Annotated in this window: 14 protein-coding genes and 1 tRNA gene; 5 read left to right on the top strand and 10 right to left on the bottom strand. The window is 67.0% G+C overall.

All coding sequences use genetic code 11. The features are described 5' to 3' along the window. Nucleotides 1-22: 22 nt before the first annotated feature. From gltB to ACO227_RS04015, 5 genes are all read right to left on the bottom strand, one after another. Nucleotides 23-4,537, bottom strand: a complete 4,515-nt coding sequence (gene gltB, locus ACO227_RS04035; RefSeq protein ID WP_423605491.1) for a glutamate synthase large subunit — start codon at nucleotides 4,535-4,537, stop codon at nucleotides 23-25. Then, the gene (locus ACO227_RS04030) at nucleotides 4,530-5,198 is read right to left on the bottom strand and encodes a DUF2059 domain-containing protein (protein ID WP_423605490.1); all 669 of its coding nucleotides are present in this window, start codon (nucleotides 5,196-5,198) and stop codon (nucleotides 4,530-4,532) included. Before ACO227_RS04030 ends, gltB begins: the two co-directional genes overlap by 8 nt. Continuing rightward, entirely contained in the window at nucleotides 5,195-6,649 is a 1,455-nt protein-coding gene (locus tag ACO227_RS04025; RefSeq protein WP_423605488.1) for an NAD(P)-dependent oxidoreductase, read from the bottom strand. Before ACO227_RS04025 ends, ACO227_RS04030 begins: the two co-directional genes overlap by 4 nt. A gap of 141 nt (nucleotides 6,650-6,790) precedes the next feature. After that, nucleotides 6,791-7,591, bottom strand: coding sequence for an undecaprenyl-diphosphate phosphatase (locus ACO227_RS04020; RefSeq protein WP_423605486.1), 801 nt, complete (start codon nucleotides 7,589-7,591; stop codon nucleotides 6,791-6,793). A gap of 57 nt (nucleotides 7,592-7,648) precedes the next feature. Then, nucleotides 7,649-8,581 carry a complex I NDUFA9 subunit family protein gene (locus tag ACO227_RS04015; RefSeq protein ID WP_423605484.1) on the bottom strand — a complete coding sequence of 311 codons (933 nt, stop codon included), beginning with the start codon at nucleotides 8,579-8,581 and terminating at the stop codon, nucleotides 7,649-7,651. A 134-nt stretch (nucleotides 8,582-8,715) separates the two neighbouring features. Here ACO227_RS04015 and ACO227_RS04010 point away from each other — a divergent pair. The 5 genes from ACO227_RS04010 to ACO227_RS03990 all read left to right on the top strand — a co-directional run bounded on the left by ACO227_RS04010 (nucleotide 8,716) and on the right by ACO227_RS03990 (nucleotide 12,519). Continuing rightward, nucleotides 8,716-8,802, top strand: a tRNA-Leu gene (locus ACO227_RS04010). Nucleotides 8,803-8,966: 164 nt separating this feature from the next. Further along, on the top strand, nucleotides 8,967-10,202 hold the full coding sequence (locus tag ACO227_RS04005) for a tyrosine-type recombinase/integrase (protein ID WP_423607250.1): 1,236 nt from the start codon (nucleotides 8,967-8,969) through the stop codon (nucleotides 10,200-10,202). 203 nt (nucleotides 10,203-10,405) lie between these two features. Beyond that, nucleotides 10,406-11,005 carry a DUF6088 family protein gene (locus ACO227_RS04000; protein ID WP_423605482.1) on the top strand — a complete coding sequence of 200 codons (600 nt, stop codon included), beginning with the start codon at nucleotides 10,406-10,408 and terminating at the stop codon, nucleotides 11,003-11,005. Further along, nucleotides 10,998-12,053: a nucleotidyl transferase AbiEii/AbiGii toxin family protein gene (locus ACO227_RS03995; RefSeq protein WP_423605480.1), complete on the top strand. Its 1,056-nt coding sequence runs from the start codon at nucleotides 10,998-11,000 to the stop codon at nucleotides 12,051-12,053. The genes ACO227_RS04000 and ACO227_RS03995 overlap by 8 nt, the downstream gene beginning before the upstream one ends. A 181-nt stretch (nucleotides 12,054-12,234) precedes the next feature. Beyond that, nucleotides 12,235-12,519, top strand: coding sequence for a helix-turn-helix domain-containing protein (locus tag ACO227_RS03990; RefSeq protein ID WP_423605478.1), 285 nt, complete (start codon nucleotides 12,235-12,237; stop codon nucleotides 12,517-12,519). 121 nt (nucleotides 12,520-12,640) lie between these two features. On the opposite strand, the gene ACO227_RS03985 is transcribed toward ACO227_RS03990, so the two are convergent. The 5 genes from ACO227_RS03985 to ACO227_RS03965 form a co-directional block, all read right to left on the bottom strand. Next, on the bottom strand, nucleotides 12,641-12,796 hold the full coding sequence (locus tag ACO227_RS03985) for a hypothetical protein (RefSeq protein WP_423605477.1): 156 nt from the start codon (nucleotides 12,794-12,796) through the stop codon (nucleotides 12,641-12,643). Further along, entirely contained in the window at nucleotides 12,793-13,155 is a 363-nt protein-coding gene (locus tag ACO227_RS03980) for a winged helix-turn-helix transcriptional regulator (protein ID WP_423605475.1), read from the bottom strand. The genes ACO227_RS03985 and ACO227_RS03980 overlap by 4 nt, the downstream gene beginning before the upstream one ends. Then, nucleotides 13,152-16,259: an efflux RND transporter permease subunit gene (locus ACO227_RS03975; RefSeq protein WP_423605474.1), complete on the bottom strand. Its 3,108-nt coding sequence runs from the start codon at nucleotides 16,257-16,259 to the stop codon at nucleotides 13,152-13,154. Before ACO227_RS03975 ends, ACO227_RS03980 begins: the two co-directional genes overlap by 4 nt. Next, nucleotides 16,256-17,338, bottom strand: a complete 1,083-nt coding sequence (locus ACO227_RS03970; protein WP_423605472.1) for an efflux RND transporter periplasmic adaptor subunit — start codon at nucleotides 17,336-17,338, stop codon at nucleotides 16,256-16,258. Before ACO227_RS03970 ends, ACO227_RS03975 begins: the two co-directional genes overlap by 4 nt. 79 nt (nucleotides 17,339-17,417) lie before the next feature. Beyond that, entirely contained in the window at nucleotides 17,418-17,981 is a 564-nt protein-coding gene (locus ACO227_RS03965; protein WP_423605471.1) for a TetR/AcrR family transcriptional regulator, read from the bottom strand. Nucleotides 17,982-18,017: the final 36 nt, after the last annotated feature.

The raw sequence follows: 18,017 nt of genomic DNA, 5'->3' as shown, positions 1-18,017 counted from the left end.
CTTGCCCGCGTCCGGCGAGTTCTCATTCCGCCGCGACCAGCACTTGGGCGTCGTCCAGCGGATGCGCCAGCCGCCCGAGCATCTCCTTTGGCACCACTTGCCAGAAATGCCCGCGCACGCGCTCCCAGTCCTCGAGCAGCCCGCCCGACCAGTTGCTGTCGGTCACGGCGTGGTGCTCGGCGACGAGGTTCTTGAGCACCGCTTCCCAGTGCATCGAGGCCAGGCGCTGCCACACGATGCTGTCGGGGTTGGCGTTGCCCTCGAACACGCCGTCCTCGTCATAGATGAACGCCATGCCCCCGGTCATGCCCGCGCCGAAGTTCGCGCCGGTGCGGCCGAGCACCACCGCGACGCCGCCGGTCATGTACTCGCAGCCGTTCGCGCCGCAGCCCTCGACCACGACCTGCGCGCCCGAGTTGCGCACCGCGAAGCGCTCGCCCGCCTGGCCCGCCGCGAACAGCTTGCCGCTGGTCGCGCCGTAGAGGACGGTGTTGCCGATGATCGTGTTGGCGCGGCTGTCGAGCGGCGAGCTCACCAGCGGGCGCACCACGATCGTCCCGCCCGACAGGCCCTTGCCGACATAGTCGTTGGCGTCGCCGAACACTTCGAGCGTCACGCCCTTGCACAGGAAGGCGCCGAGCGACTGGCCGGCCGAGCCGCGCAGGCGGACCTGGACATGGCCCTCATTGAGCGCGGACATGCCGAACTTGCGCGTGATCTCGCTCGACAGGCGCGTGCCCACGGCGCGGTGCGTGTTGCGGACGTTATAGGCGAGCTGCATCTTCTCGCCGCGCTCGAACACCGCTCTCGCGTCGGCGATGATCTGCGCGTCGAGGCTGTCGGGGACCGCGTTGCGGAAGGTGTTGAGCGAGAAGCGCCGCTCGTTCTCGTCGGCATCGACCTTGGCGAGGATCGGGTTGAGGTCGAGATCGTCGAGATGCTCGGCGCCGCGGCTGACCTGGCGGAGCAATTCGGTGCGCCCGATCACCTCGTCGAGGCTCTTGACGCCGAGCTTCGCCAGGATCTCGCGAACCTCCTCGGCGATGAAGGTCATCAGGTTGATGACCTTCTCCGGCGATCCGGTGAACTTGGCGCGCAGCCGTTCGTCCTGGGTGCACACGCCGACCGGGCAGGTGTTCGAGTGGCACTGGCGCACCATGATGCAGCCCATCGCCACCAGGCTGAGCGTGCCGATGCCGAACTCCTCGGCGCCCAGGATCGCGGCGACGACGATGTCGCGCCCGGTCTTGAGCCCGCCGTCGGTGCGCAGCTTCACGCGGCCGCGCAGGCCGTTGAGGGTCAGCGTCTGGTTGACCTCGGACAGCCCCATCTCCCACGGCGTGCCCGCATATTTGACCGAGGTCTGCGGCGACGCGCCGGTGCCGCCGACATGGCCGGCGACCAGGATCACGTCCGCATGGGCTTTCGCGACGCCCGCCGCGACCGTCCCGATCCCCGCCGAGCTCACCAGCTTGACGCACACCCGCGCGCGCGGGTTGATCTGCTTGAGGTCGTAGATGAGCTGCGCCAGGTCCTCGATCGAGTAGATGTCGTGGTGCGGCGGCGGCGAGATCAGCGTCACGCCCGGGGTCGAATGGCGCAGGCGGGCGATGAACTCGGTGACCTTGAAGCCGGGCAGCTGGCCGCCCTCGCCGGGCTTGGCGCCCTGCGCGACCTTGATCTCGACCTCGTCGCAGGCGTTGAGATATTCCGCGGTCACGCCGAACCGGCCCGAGGCGATCTGCTTGATCGACGAGTTGGCGTTGTCGCCATTGGCATAGGGCTGGTAGCGGATCGAATCCTCGCCGCCCTCGCCCGACACGGCGCGCGCGCCGATGCGGTTCATCGCGATCGCCAGCGTCTCGTGCGCCTCCGGGCTGAGCGCGCCGAGCGACATGCCCGGCGTCACGAAGCGCTTGCGGATCTCGGTGATCGCCTCGACCTGGTCGATCGGCACGCCCTCGTTCGGGAAGTTGAACTCGAGCAGGTCGCGCAGATAGACGGGCGGCAGGTCGCGCACCCCGCGCGAGAACTGCAGATAGGTCGAATAGCTGTCGGTCGCGACGGCGGTCTGCAGCGTGTGCATCAGCTGCGCCGAATAGGCGTGGGTCTCGCCGCCATGGCGCTGGCGGTAGAAGCCGCCGATCGGCAGCGTCGCGACCGAGGCATCGAACGCCGCCTCGTGCCGCAGCCTGGCGTTGAGGTGGAGCGAGGCATAGCCTTCGCCCGAAATCTTCGCCGGCATGCCCGGGAAGAAGTCGTTGACCAGCGCGCGGCTCAAGCCGACCGCCTCGAAGTTGTAGCCGCCGCGGTAGGAGGAGATTACCGCGATCCCCATCTTCGACATGATCTTGAGCAGGCCCTCGTCGATCGCCTTGCGGTGGTTCTCGAGGCACTGCTCGAACGACATATCGCCAAACAGCCCGCGCGCATGACGGTCGGCGATCGAGGCTTCGGCGAGATAGGCGTTCACCGTGGTCGCGCCGACGCCGATCAGCACCGCGTAATAATGCGTGTCGAGGCACTCGGCGGTGCGGACGTTGACGCTGGCATAGCTGCGCAGCCCGCGCCGGACGAGGTGGGTGTGCACCGCCGCCGCCGCCAGCACGCCCGCGATCGCGACGCGCTCGGGCCCGACATGCTCGTCGGTCAGGAACAGCTCGGTGGCACCGGCGCGCACCGCCTGCTCGGCCTTGAAGCGGATGTCGGTGATCGCCGCGCGCAGCGTCTCCGGCCCGCCGCCGGCGGGAAAGGTGCAGTCGATCTCGGCCGCGAGGCCGCCGAAATGCGCCTTCAATCGCGCCCAGTCGCTGTTGGTCAGCACCGGGCTCTCGAGCACCAGCACCTTGTTCGCGGTCTCCCCGGTGTCGAGGATGTTGGCGAGGTTGCCGAAGCGCGTCTTGAGCGACATCACGTGCCGCTCGCGCAGGCTGTCGATCGGCGGGTTGGTGACCTGCGAGAAGTTCTGGCGGAAGAACTGGCTGATCAGCCGCGGCTTGTCGCTGATCACCGCGAGCGGCGTGTCGTCGCCCATCGATCCGACCGCCTCCTTGGCGTCGGTCACCATCGGCGACAGGATCAGCTCCATGTCCTCGAGCGTCTGGCCGGCCGCGACCTGGCGGCGAGTCAGCTCGGCGCGGTCGAAGCGCGGGCCGGCCTCGTCCGCCGCTGGCAGGTCGTCGACGGTCAGGAACTCGCCGATCATCCCGGCATAGTCATATTCGCCGGCGATCCGGTCCTTGACCTCGGCATCGGCATAGAAGCGGCCCTCGTCGAGATCGACCGCGATCATCTGCCCCGGCCCCAGCCGCCCCTTGGCGACCACGGTCGATTCGGGGATCTGGACCATGCCGGTCTCGGAGCCGACGACGAGCAGCCCGTCGGCAGTGCGGGTGTAGCGCAGCGGGCGCAGCGCGTTGCGGTCGACGCCCGCCACCGCCCAGCGGCCGTCGGTCATCGCCAGCGCGGCGGGGCCGTCCCACGGCTCCATCACCGAGGCGAGATATTTGTACATCGCCAGGTGGTTGGCGGGGGTTTCCGGCCCCATCGCCTCGGGCACCAGCATCAGCTTGGCGGTCGGCGCGTCGCGGCCCGAGCGGCAGATCGCCTCGAACACCGCGTCGAGCGCGGCGGTGTCGCTCGCGCCCGCCGGGATCACCGGCTTGATGTCCTCCGAATGCTCGCCGAAGGCGAGGCTCGCCATCTTGATCTCGTGGCTGAGCATCCAGTTCTTGTTGCCGCGGATCGTGTTGATCTCGCCATTGTGCGCGAGGCAGCGGAACGGCTGCGCCAGCCACCATTGCGGGAAGGTGTTGGTCGAATAGCGCTGGTGGAAGATCGCGACGCGGCTGACGAAGCGCTCGTCCTTGAGGTCGGGGTAGAATTCCGACAGCGATTCCGCGAGGAACAGCCCCTTGTAGATCACCGAGCGGCAGCTCAGCGAGCAGATGTAGAAGCCGCTGATCTGCGCCGCGATGATGCGCTTCTCGATCCGGCGGCGGACGAGATAGAGGTTCTTCTCGAACTCGGCCTCGGACACCTCGTCGGGCATCGGGCCGGCGATCATGATCTGCTCGATCTCGGGGCGCGTCGCCTGGGCCTTGAGGCCGATCACCGAGACGTCGACCGGCACCTGGCGCCAGCCATAGATGGTGTAGCCGGCCTCGATGATCACGCTCTCGACGATCGTGCGGCAGGCCTCCTGCGCGCCGAGATCGACGCGCGGCATGAAGATCATGCCGACCGCGAGCCGGTTGGGCAGCACGCGGTGGCCGCTGGCCAGCACCGCATCGTCGAAGAAGCGCAGCGGCAGGTCGACATGGATGCCCGCGCCGTCGCCGGTCTTGCCGTCGGCGTCGACCGCGCCGCGGTGCCACACCGCCTTCAGCGCGTCGATCGCGCTCTGCACCACGCGGCGCGAGGCCTGGCCGTCGATCGCGGCGACCATGCCGACGCCGCAGGCATCGCCCTCGAACTCGGGGCGGTACATGCCGTGCTCGGCGAGATAGGCGCGCTGGTCGGTGGTCATGTCAGTCATTCTCGTCGGTCTTCGGCTTGGTCGAAGGTGGGGGCGGGGGCGGGAGATGGGCGGTGGCTTTCTCCACCTTCGCCATGATCGCGGGCATCGCCTTCATCATCTCGGGCGTGGCGGCCATCATCTCCTGGGTCAGCTCGGGGTCCATGAAGGTCAGCAGATACTGGTCGGCGAACACGGCGCCCGACGGGGTGGCGAAGAACGCGTTCATGTCGTCGAGCTGCTGGGCCGTGAACTTGCGTGCGAAGGCGCGCGCGAGGCCGGCGCGGACGCGCGGCTCGATCTTGTCGAACACGACGCCCAGCTCCTCGCCGAACACGCGCGACATGATGCGCATCCGCTCCTGGAAATGCGGGTCGGCGCTGGCGGCGGTCTCGCGCATCGTCTTGCCGCCCGCACCCTTCTCGGCCGGCATGCCGAGTTCGTCCGCGGTCTTGCCCATCATCTGGACCATCAACGCGTCCATCATCTTCGGATACTGGTCGCGCATCATCCGGTTGTAGATGCCTTTGGGGACCAGCACGGCGACCGCCTTCTCCGCCGCCGCGAGGCGCGCGGGATCGGGGACGGCGGGGGCGGCGGGAGTGGCGGCCGGCGCCGCCGTCTGGGCAAGCGCGGGGCTGACGAGCGCGAAGGCGATGGCGGCGATCGTCGGGCGCATCATGCCGCCTCGCGCTCCTTGCGCGCCGGCGCGGCCGCCTGCGTCTTGAGCCAGGCGTGCATCCGCTCGCTGACGTCGCGGCCGTCGCGGATCGCCTGGACGACCAGGCTGGCGCCCTTGACGATGTCGCCCGCGGCGAACACGCCGTCGAGGTTGGACATCATCGTGCGCGCATCGGTGCGGATCGTGCCCCAGCGCGTGACGCCGAGCTCGGCCGCGCCGAACAGCGTCGGCAGGTCCTCGGCGTCGAAGCCGAGCGCCTTGATCACCAGATCGGCCTGGACCGTGAACTCGGAGCCCGGGTCGGGCTCGGGCGCGCGGCGGCCGCTGGCATCGGGCGCGCCGAGCCGCATGCCGGTGGCGCGCACGCCGGTGACCCGGTCACCGCCCTCGAACGCGTGCGGAGCCGAGAGCCAGACGAACTCGACGCCTTCCTCCTCGGCATTGGCGGTCTCGCGCTGGCTGCCCGGCATGTTGGCGCGGTCGCGGCGATAGAGGCACTTCACCGATGCCGCGCCCTGCCGCACCGCGGTACGCACGCAGTCCATCGCGGTATCGCCGCCGCCGATCACCACGACATGCTTGCCGGCGGCGTCGAGCGACCCGTCGTCGAACGCCGGGACCGCGTCGCCGAAGCTCTTGCGGTTCGACGCGATGAGATAGTCGAGCGCCTCGACCACGCCCGCGGCGCCGACGCCGGGGGCCTTGATCGCGCGCGCCTTGTACACGCCGGTGGCGATCAGGATCGCGTCGTGCCTGGCGCGCAGCTGCTCGAGCGTCGCGTCGCGGCCGACCTCGAAGCTCTGGTGGAAGACGATGCCGCCCGCGGCGAGCCGGTCGGTGCGGCGCATCACCACCTGCTTCTCGAGCTTGAAGCCCGGGATGCCGTAGGTCAGCAGCCCGCCCGGCCGGTCGTGCCGGTCATAGACATGCACCTCATAGCCGAACTGGCGCAGATACTCCGCCGCGGTGAGGCCGGCCGGGCCCGCGCCGATCACGCCGACCGACTGGCCGCGCGCGGGACCGGGGACGAGCGGCTCGACCCAGCCTTCTTCCCAGGCGGTGTCGGTGATGAACTTCTCGACCGATCCGATCGTGACCGCGCCGTGATCGGAGAATTCGATGACGCAATTGCCCTCGCACAGCCGATCCTGGGGGCAGATGCGGCCGCAGATCTCGGGCATGGTCGAGGTGGCGTTGCTGAGCTCATAGGCCTCGCGCAGCCGCCCCTCGGCGGTCAGGCGCAGCCAGTCCGGGATATGGTTGTGCAACGGGCAATGCACCGAGCAGTAGGGCACGCCGCATTGCGAGCAGCGCCCGGCCTGTTCCTCGGCCGACGGCGGGGCATAGCGTTCCGCGATCTCGCGGAAATCCTGCGCCCGCAATTGGGGCTCGCGCTTGGGCGGGAACGCCTGCGCACGGTCGACGAATTTGAGCATGACTTCCTTTGCCATGCCGCGCCGTTGGCAGGTTTTGCGAGGGGAGTCACGCGAAAACCGGTATATAGGTCAATAATACTGTCTTAAATTCCAGCGCTAGCCGATGAACGCCTGAAATCCGTGTAATTTACTTTCAATACTAGGTCCGTTTCGGCCTTATCGCATGAGCAGCCAGGCCAGCGCAGCCGTTCCGGCAATGATTCGGTACCAGGCGAACGGGGCGAAGCCATAGCGGCCGACGACCTTGACGAACGCCCGCACCACCAGCAGCGCCACGACGAACGCCGAAAGGAACCCGATCGCGATCGCGCCGAAATCGTCGAGGCTGAGCAGCTCGCGGTCCTTCCACAGCGAATAGACGGTCGCCGCGAGCATCGTCGGCACCGCGAGGAAGAAGCTGAACTCCGCCGCGGTCTTGCGCTCGACCCCCATCAGCAGCGACCCCATGATCGTCGCGCCGGAGCGGCTGACGCCGGGGAGCATCGCCATGCACTGGACGATCCCGATCGACACCGCGGTACCGGTCGGGATCGCCTCGACGCGGCTGTAGCGCACGATCTTAACGATACGCTCGATCACCAGAATCGCGATGCCGCCGACGATCAGCGCGACCGCGACGATCACCGGCGTCTGCATCGCCGCGCGGATCGCATCATAGGCGATCACCCCGATCACCAGCGCGGGCGCGAAGCCGATCAGGATGTTGCGCACGAACGCCACCGACTGCGGCTCGCGGCGCAGCAGGCCCAGGCCGCGATCCCGGAAGGTGCGCCAATAGGCAATCAGCACCGCCAGGATCGCGCCGAACTGAATCGCGATCTTGAAGGTGACCGAGCTCGTATCGTTGAACCCGAACAGCTCGCCGGCGAGGATCAGATGCCCGGTCGAGGAGACCGGCAGGAACTCGGTCAGCCCCTCGATGATGCCGAGCAGGATGTAGGTGAGAATGTCGTTCATTTGGGTACGCCTCTCGCCGGCCCGCGCCCGGCTTCACGCTTGCCGGTGTGGCGGATGTCAGGCGGCCTGGTGCGAGCCGGCGAAGCGGCCGTGGCGGCGATACTGCACCAGCCAGGCGGGCGCGACCGTGCCGAGCGGGGTCGGCGCGATGCCGAGCTCGGGCAGCGCGTTGTCCGTCGTGACATTGTCCTGCTGCAGCATCAGCCACTGGTCCCAGCTGATCGGCATGCCGGGCAGGAAGCCGAGCGTGGCGATGCCAGCGCCGACGAAATCGGGCAGCTCGACCACGCCCTTGCGGCGGCCGGTCGCCTCGACCAGCCAGCGCTGGAATTGCGCGAAGGTCATCACGTCGGGCCCGCCGAGCTCGAGCGTGCGGCCGCCAAAGGCGTGCGGGTCGGCGAGCGCCCTCACCACCGCCGCGGCGACGTCGGCGACATAGACCGGCTGGATCCGCACCTGCCCGCGCAGCACCGGCACGACCGGCGCCTGCGCGGCGAGCGCGGCGAAGCGGTTCACGAACTGGTCCTCGCGCCCGAAGATGAACGAGGGGCGGACGATCGTGGCAGCCGGGAAGGCCGCCCGCACCAGTTGCTCGCCCTCACCCTTGGCGCGGCCATATTCGGACGCGGCCTCGACGTCCGCGCCGAGCGCGGAGACCTGGACGAAGGCGGAGGCGCCCGCCGCGGCGGCGGCCTTGGCGGCATTCTCGGCGCCGGCGGCATTCACCGCATAGGCGCGGCGCCCGAACGCGCCGGCGAGGTTCACCACTGCGTCCGACCCGGCGACGGCGCGGGCGAGCGAATCGGCGCGGGTGACGTCGGCGGCGACGAACTGCGTCTGGCCGAGCCCGCCCAGCGGCTTCAGGAACCACGCCTCGCGCGGGTCGCGCTGGGCGACGCGGACGCGCGCGCCGGCCTTGAGCAGCGCCTGCGCGACATAGCGTCCGACGAACCCGCCGCCGCCGATCACCGTCACCAGCCTGTCCTTCATCGCGCCCTCGAAAGTCTGTCCCGATGCGCCCCCAATGCCGCGTGACGCGGCAAAGGGCAACCGTGCCGCGACCGGCTGCGAGAAGCGGTTGACAGGCCCCCCGCCGGTCCCCTAGAGGCGCCCGCCTACCCCGTGCCCAGATGGCGGAATTGGTAGACGCACCAGCTTCAGGTGCTGGCGGTCGCAAGGCCGTGGAGGTTCGAGTCCTCTTCTGGGCACCATTTTCCCAATCCACGGACGTCCATCAGCGTCGCGTAAGTGACTGGGGAAGAAGCCTTTTTTCAAGTATCTTTCCGACGAGATTTGGGCGGGTTCGCCGACATACCACCAGTTTTGGTGGCATATTTCGGCAGTGGATTCGCCCGTTTTCGGACGGAGATACCCCATGGCTCTTACGGCCCTTGCGATCAGAAATGCGCAGCCCCGCTCGAAGCCCTACAAGCTTAGCGACGAGCGATCCCTCTTCCTCCTGGTGATGCCGAACGGCGCCAAGTACTGGCGCTTTCGCTATCGCTTCCTCGACAAGCAGAAGACGCTCGCGATCGGCGTATGGCCCGAGGTCAGCCTTGCCGATGCCCGCGTCAAACGCGACTCCGCGCGCCAGATGGTCGCAGACGGCATCGACCCGATGGTCGAGAAGAAGCGCCGGAAGCTTCGTGCGCATTTCGATGCCAACAACACGTTCCGTGCGGTCGCTGAGGAATGGTTCGTCAAGATCACCCGCGAGAAACGCGCTGAGGTCACGCTCAGCAAAGTCCGCTGGTTGCTCGAGAAGGTCTATCCGTTCCTCGGCGACCTACCGATCCACGAGATCGAAGTTCAGGAAGTGCTGGCCGTGCTACGAAAGATCGAGGCGACGGGCCGCTACGAGAGCGCGCGCCGCATGCGAAGCGTGATCAGCCGTGTCTTTCGCTATGGCATCGCCACGGGGCGGGCGAAAGTCGACCCTGCACGCGACCTGCGTGGTGCGATCATCGTGCCCAAGACCAAGCACTTCGCCGCGATCACGCGCCCGAAGGAGGTGGGCAAGCTGCTCCGGGACATCGACGATTGCCCCGGATACGCGATCACGAGGCTTGCTCTGCGGATGACGCCGCACGTCTTCGTGCCCCCCGGGGAGCTGCGCCGGGCCGAATGGAGCGAGTTCGACCTCGAGCGCGCGGTGTGGTCGATCCCGGCGGAGAAGATGAAGATGCGTTGGCCGCATCAGGTGCCGCTGTCGCGGCAGGTGCTCGACCTGCTCGACGAAATCCGTCCGCTGACAGGCCACAGCCCCTATGTCTTCCCCGCCTCCCATACCTGGAAGCGCCCCATGTCGGAGAATACGGTCAACTTCGCGCTGCGGCGGATGGGCTATAGCGGTGACGAAATGACCGCGCACGGCTTCCGGGCAATGGCTGCGACGCTGCTCAACGAGATGGGTTTGTGGAATCCGGACGCGATCGAGCGACAACTCGCGCACATGGAGAATAACGGTGTGCGACGTGCCTATGCCCGCGGGCAGTATTGGGAAGAGCGCGTGCGGATGATGCAGCATTGGTCGGACTATCTCGACATGCTCCGCGACGGCGGAAAGGTCGTCGCCGTCGACTTCGGCAAACGGGGCGAGCGGGCGGGCTGAGGCGGCCGTCTCGTCGAGCAAGCTGACGTTGCGATCTGCGGTTGCAGACCTACGTCCAATCTCACGTTGATCTTAGGAGGCTGCGAACGGGCCGCTAACCTTAACCCGTTGCCGGATAAGGAATTAAAGATAATGATCATGAGATAGCTTGTTAGAAATATATGAGCTATTATCTAACAAGCATGAGCAGGCCCGATACCCCTATGCCCGATCGGATCATGAGGCGCGTGCGCGCCAAGGGGCGCGGCTGGGTGTTCACGCCCAAGCATTTTGTGGACTTCGGCACACGCGGCTCGGTCGATATGGCGCTCTCCCGCCTCGCCAAGACCGGGCTTATTCGCCGTATCGGTCGGGGGCTTTACGATTATCCGCGTCAGCATGCCAAGCTTGGTGCCCTCAGCCCTGATGCCGACAGCATAGCCGCCGCGCTCTCCACCCAGACGGGCGACAAGCTGGCACCTTCGGGCGCCGCCGCGGCGAACAGGCTCGGACTATCAACGCAGGTTCCAGCCAAGGCGAGCTATGCGACCAGCGGTTCGACGCGAACCAAGCAGGCGGCAGGGCGTAGCCTGACGCTGCGCCACAGCCGCGCGCCGGTGATCAACGACGCTCCGGATAGCGCCAATGCGATCGTCCAGGCGCTCGCCTATCTCGGCAAGGACCAGATCGACGCCAATGTCATCCAGCGCTTCGCGCGCCGCATTGATGATCGCGACATGAAGGCGCTGCTTCAGGCGCGGCCGCTCATGTCGGGCTGGATGGGAGACGTTGTCCTCAAGATCGACGCCGTGCGCCATGGATGAGTTCGCGCGCCGCCCCGCCGATGATCGACGAGCCTTCATCGTGGAGGCTGCGAACCGCCGCGACCTCACCCCGGTGATCGTCGAGAAGGACTTCTGGGTCTGCTGGACGTTGCGGCGTCTGACGAGGGCGCCCGAACTCAGGGATCAGATCACCTTCAAGGGCGGCACCTCTCTGTCCAAAGCCTATGGCATCATCGATCGCTTCTCAGAGGACATCGATCTCACCATCCGGCGATCCGCGCCGCTCATCGACGAGGTTGCGCCGCCAATGGAGGATGGGATCGGGACCAAGGAACGCGACCGGCGCATCAAAGCGCTCAAGGCCGCCGCTCAGGCCTATGTCCAAACGATCGTGATGCCGGCGCTCATCCACGCCATCGCGCGGGAGCTCGGTACGGAGGAAGGATGGAGCGTCGAGATCGACCCGGAGGATCCGGCTCGGCAGACGCTTTTGTTCAATTATCCGCGGACCTCCGGCTGGGGTGAGAATTGGGGAGGTGCCTGGGGCGGCGAGAACGATACGGGCTACATCAAGCCTCGGATCAAGCTCGAATATGGCGCGCGCGGTGAACCCGAGCCCTTCGAGGAACGCGCGATAACCCCATATCTGGCCGACGAGTTTGCCGACGAGCTCCCCAACGCCAGTACCCCGGTCCCGACGCTAAGCGTAATCCGCACCTACTGGGAAAAGGCGACACTGCTGCACTCGCTCCATCACAACGGAAAGCTGCGGCCAGGCCTCTCGCGCCACTATTATGATCTGCTGATGCTCGATCGCGCGGGCATTACGGACGAAGCGCGTGCGCGCCCCGAACTGCTCGCCGCGGTGGTCCGCAACAAGAGCCTCATGTTCGCGGACAAAGCCGCATCCTATGACTCTGCGGTACCAGGTCAGCTTCGACTCAGCCCGACCGACGTAATGAGCGAGGCTCTTGCCAGCGACTATGCAGCTATGGCCGATATGTTCATGAGCCCGCCGCCACCCTCGGTAGAGCTGCTCGCTGGAATTGCAGAACTCGAAGGGCGGTTAAATCAGCCATCGGTTTGATACGGGCGTATGCCCGCATCGTCGGTGGATCGCCGCGCACTCTCCTTCATTGACTCGACCAGCGTAACCGGCATTGCACCATATAAGGTGCATGAACCATATAAGGTTCAAACAGATCAGTGGCAGAAGACTCCGTTGACAGATCTGAAGGTGGCGCGCGAGCGCAAGAAGGAGGTCGAGAATGGCTGACAATCCCCACAGGGGATCAACGCTGGACAGCTTCCTCGAAGAGGAAGGCGCGCTGACCGAGTTTCAGGCGAAGGCCATCAAGGAGGTCATTGCCTGGCAGCTCGCCGAAGCAATGCGCGAGCGTAAGCTCAGCAAGAACCGCCTCGCGGCGATGATGCATACCAGCCGGACACAGGTGAACCGGCTGCTCGATCCCAATGACGGCAACGTCACCATCGAGACCCTCCAGCGGGTGGCCGCGGTTGTGGGCCGCCGCGTCGAGCTGCAGCTGATTTGACGCAGCGCTTGAGAGAGTGCGCGATCGCGAAATCCGTAAGATTGCCCTAGGGACTGTGAAACTCGCTGGCGAAGTGCCGGGAGCCTGAAGGCTGCCATTCGTCCATCGATCGGCCGGTCGTTCAGGCGGAGGTTCCGGCAGGTTTGCGGAGCTCGGCAACCGTGCGCTCCAATCGTTCGACCCGAGATGCTATGTCGGTGAGCGGATCATAGTCGGCTGCTTCGGCGAGTGCCTCGAAAGAGCGCCAGAGCCGGCGCGCGATTTCCTTCAGCTTCATCGTGATTGCTCCTTTCCAGGGCGACGCGAGGGGACGGACATATCGGGTTGCGAGGCGCGCCACTCAGCGAGCGCATCCAGAACCGTTCTGAGGCCGAGGGTGACCTCGGTCAGTGCGTAGACATGGCTTGCGTGCGGAGGTGGCAGGTAGCGCCGCTCGACGAGCCCCGCACATTCCAGCGTGCGGAGCCGGTCGGTGAGGATGTTCGCGCTGACACGCGGGATCGCCGACCTCAGGTCAGCGAACCGGTGTGCGCCAGCGTTGAGGCAGATGAGTATCCGCAACACCCAGCGTCCCTCGAGTGGCTCGAGGGGATCCTCCGCCGAAATGGCGCGACCGACAGCTGCGGCCGCGCTCATGCGGTCACCTCCGCCAGCCGCGCCTGGCCCTCCGCGACGGGCTTGATCCGATACCAGAGCGCATAGAGCGCCGGCAGGAAGACGAGGGTCAGGACCGTCCCGACCAGCGTGCCGCCGATCAAGGTGAACGCCATCGCCCCCCAGAACACCGAATGGGTCAGCGGCACGAAGGCGAGCACCGCGGCGAGCGCCGTCAGGATCACCGGTCGGGAACGCTGCACGGTCGCCTCGACCACGGAGTCGAAGGGGGAGCGACCATGCTCCTCATTCTCATGGATCTGGCCGATCAGGATCAGCGTGTTGCGCATCAGGATGCCCGCCAGCGAGATCAACCCCAGGATTGCGTTGAACCCGAACGGTTGACCGGTCAGCAGCAGCGTCGGCACCACGCCGATCAGCCCCAGCGGCGCGGTCAGCAGCACGATCGTCATCGCCGAGAAGCTGCGGACCTGGAGGATGATGACGATCATCATCAGGAGGATCATGATCGGGAAGATCGGCGCCAGCGCAGCATTGGCCTTGCCCGCTTCCTCGATCGAGCCGCCCATGGCGATATGGTAGCCGGAGGGGAGCGTATCGATCACCGGCTGGAACTTCTTGAGCATGGCGGTCGAGACGTCGGGAGGCTGCAGTCCGTTGGCGATGTCGCCGCGCACGGTGATCGTCGGTACCCGGTCCCGGCGGAGCAGGATCGGATCCTCCATGCGCATTTCGAGCTTGCCGATCTGGCTGATCGGCACGCGCTGGCCGTTCGTCGCGGTCAGCGTGAAGTCGCCGATGCGCGCCGGATCGAGCCGCGCCTTGCCGGCCGAGCGCACGACCACGTCAACCGTGCGAATGTCCTCGCGAGCCTGCGAGACGGTCACGCCCGAGAGCAGGAACTGAAGCTGCTCGCCGACATGGGCGGAGGTCAGGCCCATGGCGCGCAGCCGATCCTGATCGAGCACGAAGTGCAGCGTCGGCACGCGCTCGCCCCAGTCGGTGTTGACGGTGCGCATCATCGGATCGTTGGTCATGATCGCGCGGACCTGCTCGGCGATGGCGCGCAGCTTTTCGACATCCGGACCGCTGACGCGGAACGCCACCGGGTAGGGAGAAGGGGGACCGAAGACGAGCTGCGTCACCCGCACGCGTGCCGCGGGGGCGAGGCCGTCGGCGACCGCATGCCGCAAGCGCTCCTTCAACGCCTCGCGTGCCTCCTCGTCCGGCGTGCGCACGATGATCTTGGCGAAGGAGGGATCGGGCAACTCGGGCGAGAGCGACATAAAGAAGCGCGGCGCGCCCTGGCCGACATAGGCGGTGATGATCTTGGCCTCGGGCTGTTTGCGTAGCCAGGCCTCGACCTGCTCCGTGGCGGCGCTGGTCTGCTCGATCGAGGTGCCCTTGGGCATCTGAACCTCGACCAGCACCTCGGGCCGGTCGGAGGTGGGGAAGAACTGCTTCTTCACCAGCACCATCCCAGCACCGGCGACGAGGAACGCCACCGCCGTCGCGATCGTCACCAGCCGGTTGCGCTTCACCGCCCAGCGGATCAGCTGGCGCACCTTCTGGTAGCGCGGCGTTTCGTAGATGGCCTCGTGGCCCCCATGGACCGGCTTGATCACCGGCAGCAGCTTGACCCCCATATAGGGAGTGAAGACCACCGCCACGACCCAGGAGGCGAGCAGGGCGAAGCCGACGACCCAGAAGATGTTGCCGGCATATTCTCCCGCCGTGGACTTTGCGAAGCCCACGGGCATGAGGCCGATCACCGTCACCAGCGTACCCGCAAGCATCGGCGCGGCGGTATGGCTCCAGGCATAGGCCGACGCCTTGATGCGATCGAAGCCCTCTTCCATCTTCACGACCATCATCTCGATCGCGATGATCGCGTCGTCGACCAGCAGCCCGAGCGCAAGGACCAGCGAGCCGAGCGTGATGCGGTCCAGCACCCTGCCGGTCGCCCACATGATGACCAGCACGATCGCGAGCGTCAGCGGCACCGCGCCCGCGACGACGATGCCGACTCGCCAACCGAGCGCGACGAGGCTGACGATCATCACGATCGCCAGCGCCTCGAGGAAGGTGCGCATGAATTGATCGACGGCCGCCGAGATGTTCTCCGACTGGTCGGTCACGGGAGCGAGGACCATTCCGAGCGGCAGCTCCGACGAGATCGCCTCGACTTCGGCCTTCAGCGACTTGCCGAGCTCGAGCCCGTTCCAGCCCTCGCGCATGACCACGCCGAGCAGCAGGGTCGGCTCGCCCTGGTTGCGGATCAGGAACGTGGCGGGATCCTCATAGCCGCGCCGAACCTCGGCGATGTCCGCCAGACGCAGGGTCTTGCCATTGGCGACGATCGGCAGGTCGCGGATCTTTTCGAGATCGTCGAACGCGCCGTCGAGCCGGACCTGCACCTGCGGCCCATTCGCCTCGATCGCGCCCGCCGGGGTGACCAGATTCTGTTGTGCCAGCGCCGCGAATATCGCGCGCGGCGCGATCCCCAGCGTCGTCAGCCGATCCTGCGCGAACTCGACATAGATGCGTTCCGGCCGCTCGCCGACGATATTGACCTTCTTGACGCCGGGCACGTGCAGCAGCCGCTGGCGCAGCGTCTCCGCCTGACGAGCAAGCTCCCGCTGGGGTTCGCCCTTCGCCTTCAGCGCATAGAGCGCGAAGGTCACGTCGCCATATTCGTCGTTGACGAACGGACCGGCGACGCCGCGGGGCAGCCTTGGCGCCTCGTCCTGCAGTTTCTTGCGCGCCTGGTAGAATTGTTCCTGCACTTCCGATGGGGGCGTCTGGTCGCGCAGAAGCAAGGTGGTGAAGGCAAGGCCGGGGCGCGTGAACGTCTCCGCGCGATCGTACCAGCGCAGCTCCTGCAACCGCTTCTCGAGCGGCTCGGCGACCTGGTCCTGCATTTCCTGCGCGGTGGCGCCGGGCCATGCGGTGACCACGGTCATCTGCTTGATGGTGAAGCTCGGATCCTCGGCTCGGCCGAGGCTCAGGAAGGCTACGATTCCGGCGGCGGAGATGGCGATGATGAAGAACAATGTGACTGCCCGTTCGCGCACCGCGAGGGCGGACAGGTTGAACCTGCCCTTTGGTTCGGACGTCTCGCTCAACGGACCGCTCCCGCCGCAATGCGGACCGGCTGGCCCTGGTGGAGCATGTGCGCGCCCAGCGCGACGAAGCGCTCGCCCGGCCGCAGGCCTGCGGCGACAACGGCCTTCTCGTCGCCGATTGTGGCGAGTTTCACGGGACGCCAGCTAACCTTCGGGCTTGTCTGCCCGTCGACGACCCAGACGCCAGGCCCTTGCCCGCGGTCATAAATTGCACCGAGCGGAACCGAGATCGCCGCCGCCTGGCCGGGAACGGCGAAGCGGATGGTGACCGTGGAACCCAGGGGAGCGCTCGCAGGCGCGCCGGCAAGGACGAACCGCGCCTCGAAGGTCCGGGTGACCGGGTCGGCGGCATCGCTGAGCTGGCGCAGCCTCGCTGTGCCGCCGAGCCCGCCATAGGTCCGCGCCTCCGCGACCGTGCCGAGGGCAGGGCGAAGCGTCTCGGGCAATGCAACGACGGCTTCGCGCGGACCGGAGCGGGCCAGCCGGACGACGGTCTGGCCGGCCGCGACCACTTGCCCCGGCTCGGCCAGCGTCTCGGCGACCACGCCGTCCGCATCGGCAACCAGCAACGTATAGCCGGTATCGTTGCGGCTGACCCGTGCCTGCGCCTCGGCGGCGGAGAGCTGCGCGCGCGCCGAAAGCGCTGCGGCCTTGGCCTGGTCGTAGGCGGAGGCGGAGACCGCACCCGCAGACACCAGATCGCGGTAGCGCTGTTCATCGGCGCTGGCCTGAACCGCGCGGGCGCGGGCGGCGGCGACCGTGCCGGCCGCCGCCTGCGCCGCGAGCGCATAGTCGGTCGCATCGATGCGCATGAGAGGTTGGCCGCGGCGGACGGTCTGACCGGCATCGACCAGCCGCGCCACCACCTTGCCGCCGACACGGAAGCCGAGATCGCTCTGCACGCGGGCGCCGACGATGCCGGTGAATTCGCGGGCGCCTCCTTCAGCGGCACCGGCAGAGGCGATTCGCACCAGCGGCGGCGCGGTGCGCGGGTCGGCGCCCGATTGCCCGCACCCGGCCAGCGCAACGGCTGTCAGCCCAAGGATCCCGACCGTTCGGGCGCAAGACGATGTGGACACGCAGGTTCCTCCTGTTCAGTCGGAACCAGATGTCATCATGTGACCAATCTGTCAACTAGTCACATACAAACATTCGACTTCAAGGCGCGAGGCTACGCAGCACCAGGCCGGTCACCTCGGTCTGCGCGTCGGGCAGGAGATCCAGGCTGCGCTCGAGGAAAACCGGGTCGATGAAGGGCTTGAGGGCATAGAAGATCGACCGGCGGGTTTCGTCGAGCGGGGTCTTGCGCTCGAACTCGCCATTCTCGCGGCCTTCCTTGAGGATCTCTTCGAGCAGGCCCTGCAGGCGGTCGCTATAGGCCCGCACGACCTCCCAGTTTTCGGACGACGCATGGACCGCGATCTCGTAGAGCTTGCGATCGGTGAAGAGCAGCTCGACGGTTGCGGTGGTGGCGGTTCTCGCAAATCTGCGCAGCTTGTCGGTCGCGTCCTCCCCTTGGTCCACTGCCTCCCGGACCTGGTCGAACAGCGCGCCTACACATTCGGCGCAGATCGCCTCGCCGATCGCCTGCTTCGACTCGAAGAAGCGGTAGATATAGGCCTTGGAGAAGCCGATCTCGCGCGCGAGATCCGACACCGTCGTCTTGCCATAGCCGTAATGCGCGAAGCATTCGCGTGCGGCCTTGACGATCTGGTCTCGCACCGAATGCTCCGCCGGCCCACGCGTGGCGGCCTTGCT

Source organism: Sphingomonas sp. MS122 (assembly GCF_049532975.1).
Lineage (GTDB): Bacteria > Pseudomonadota > Alphaproteobacteria > Sphingomonadales > Sphingomonadaceae > Sphingomonas.
This window is presented reverse-complemented; position numbering and strand designations above follow the sequence as displayed.

What these genes read in the sequence shown, in the direction of transcription:
- ACO227_RS03980 (WP_423605475.1), bottom strand. Translation starts at nt 13,155, where the DNA reads ATGAGCGCGGCCGCAGCTGTCGGTCGCGCCATTTCGGCGGAGGATCCC.
- ACO227_RS04005 (WP_423607250.1), top strand. Translation starts at nt 8,967, where the DNA reads ATGGCTCTTACGGCCCTTGCGATCAGAAATGCGCAGCCCCGCTCGAAG.
- ACO227_RS04000 (WP_423605482.1), top strand. Translation starts at nt 10,406, where the DNA reads ATGCCCGATCGGATCATGAGGCGCGTGCGCGCCAAGGGGCGCGGCTGG.
- ACO227_RS03995 (WP_423605480.1), top strand. Translation starts at nt 10,998, where the DNA reads ATGGATGAGTTCGCGCGCCGCCCCGCCGATGATCGACGAGCCTTCATC.
- ACO227_RS03985 (WP_423605477.1), bottom strand. Translation starts at nt 12,796, where the DNA reads ATGAAGCTGAAGGAAATCGCGCGCCGGCTCTGGCGCTCTTTCGAGGCA.
- gltB (WP_423605491.1), bottom strand. Translation starts at nt 4,537, where the DNA reads ATGACTGACATGACCACCGACCAGCGCGCCTATCTCGCCGAGCACGGC.
- ACO227_RS03990 (WP_423605478.1), top strand. Translation starts at nt 12,235, where the DNA reads ATGGCTGACAATCCCCACAGGGGATCAACGCTGGACAGCTTCCTCGAA.
- ACO227_RS04015 (WP_423605484.1), bottom strand. Translation starts at nt 8,581, where the DNA reads ATGAAGGACAGGCTGGTGACGGTGATCGGCGGCGGCGGGTTCGTCGGA.
- ACO227_RS04030 (WP_423605490.1), bottom strand. Translation starts at nt 5,198, where the DNA reads ATGATGCGCCCGACGATCGCCGCCATCGCCTTCGCGCTCGTCAGCCCC.
- ACO227_RS04020 (WP_423605486.1), bottom strand. Translation starts at nt 7,591, where the DNA reads ATGAACGACATTCTCACCTACATCCTGCTCGGCATCATCGAGGGGCTG.
- ACO227_RS04025 (WP_423605488.1), bottom strand. Translation starts at nt 6,649, where the DNA reads ATGGCAAAGGAAGTCATGCTCAAATTCGTCGACCGTGCGCAGGCGTTC.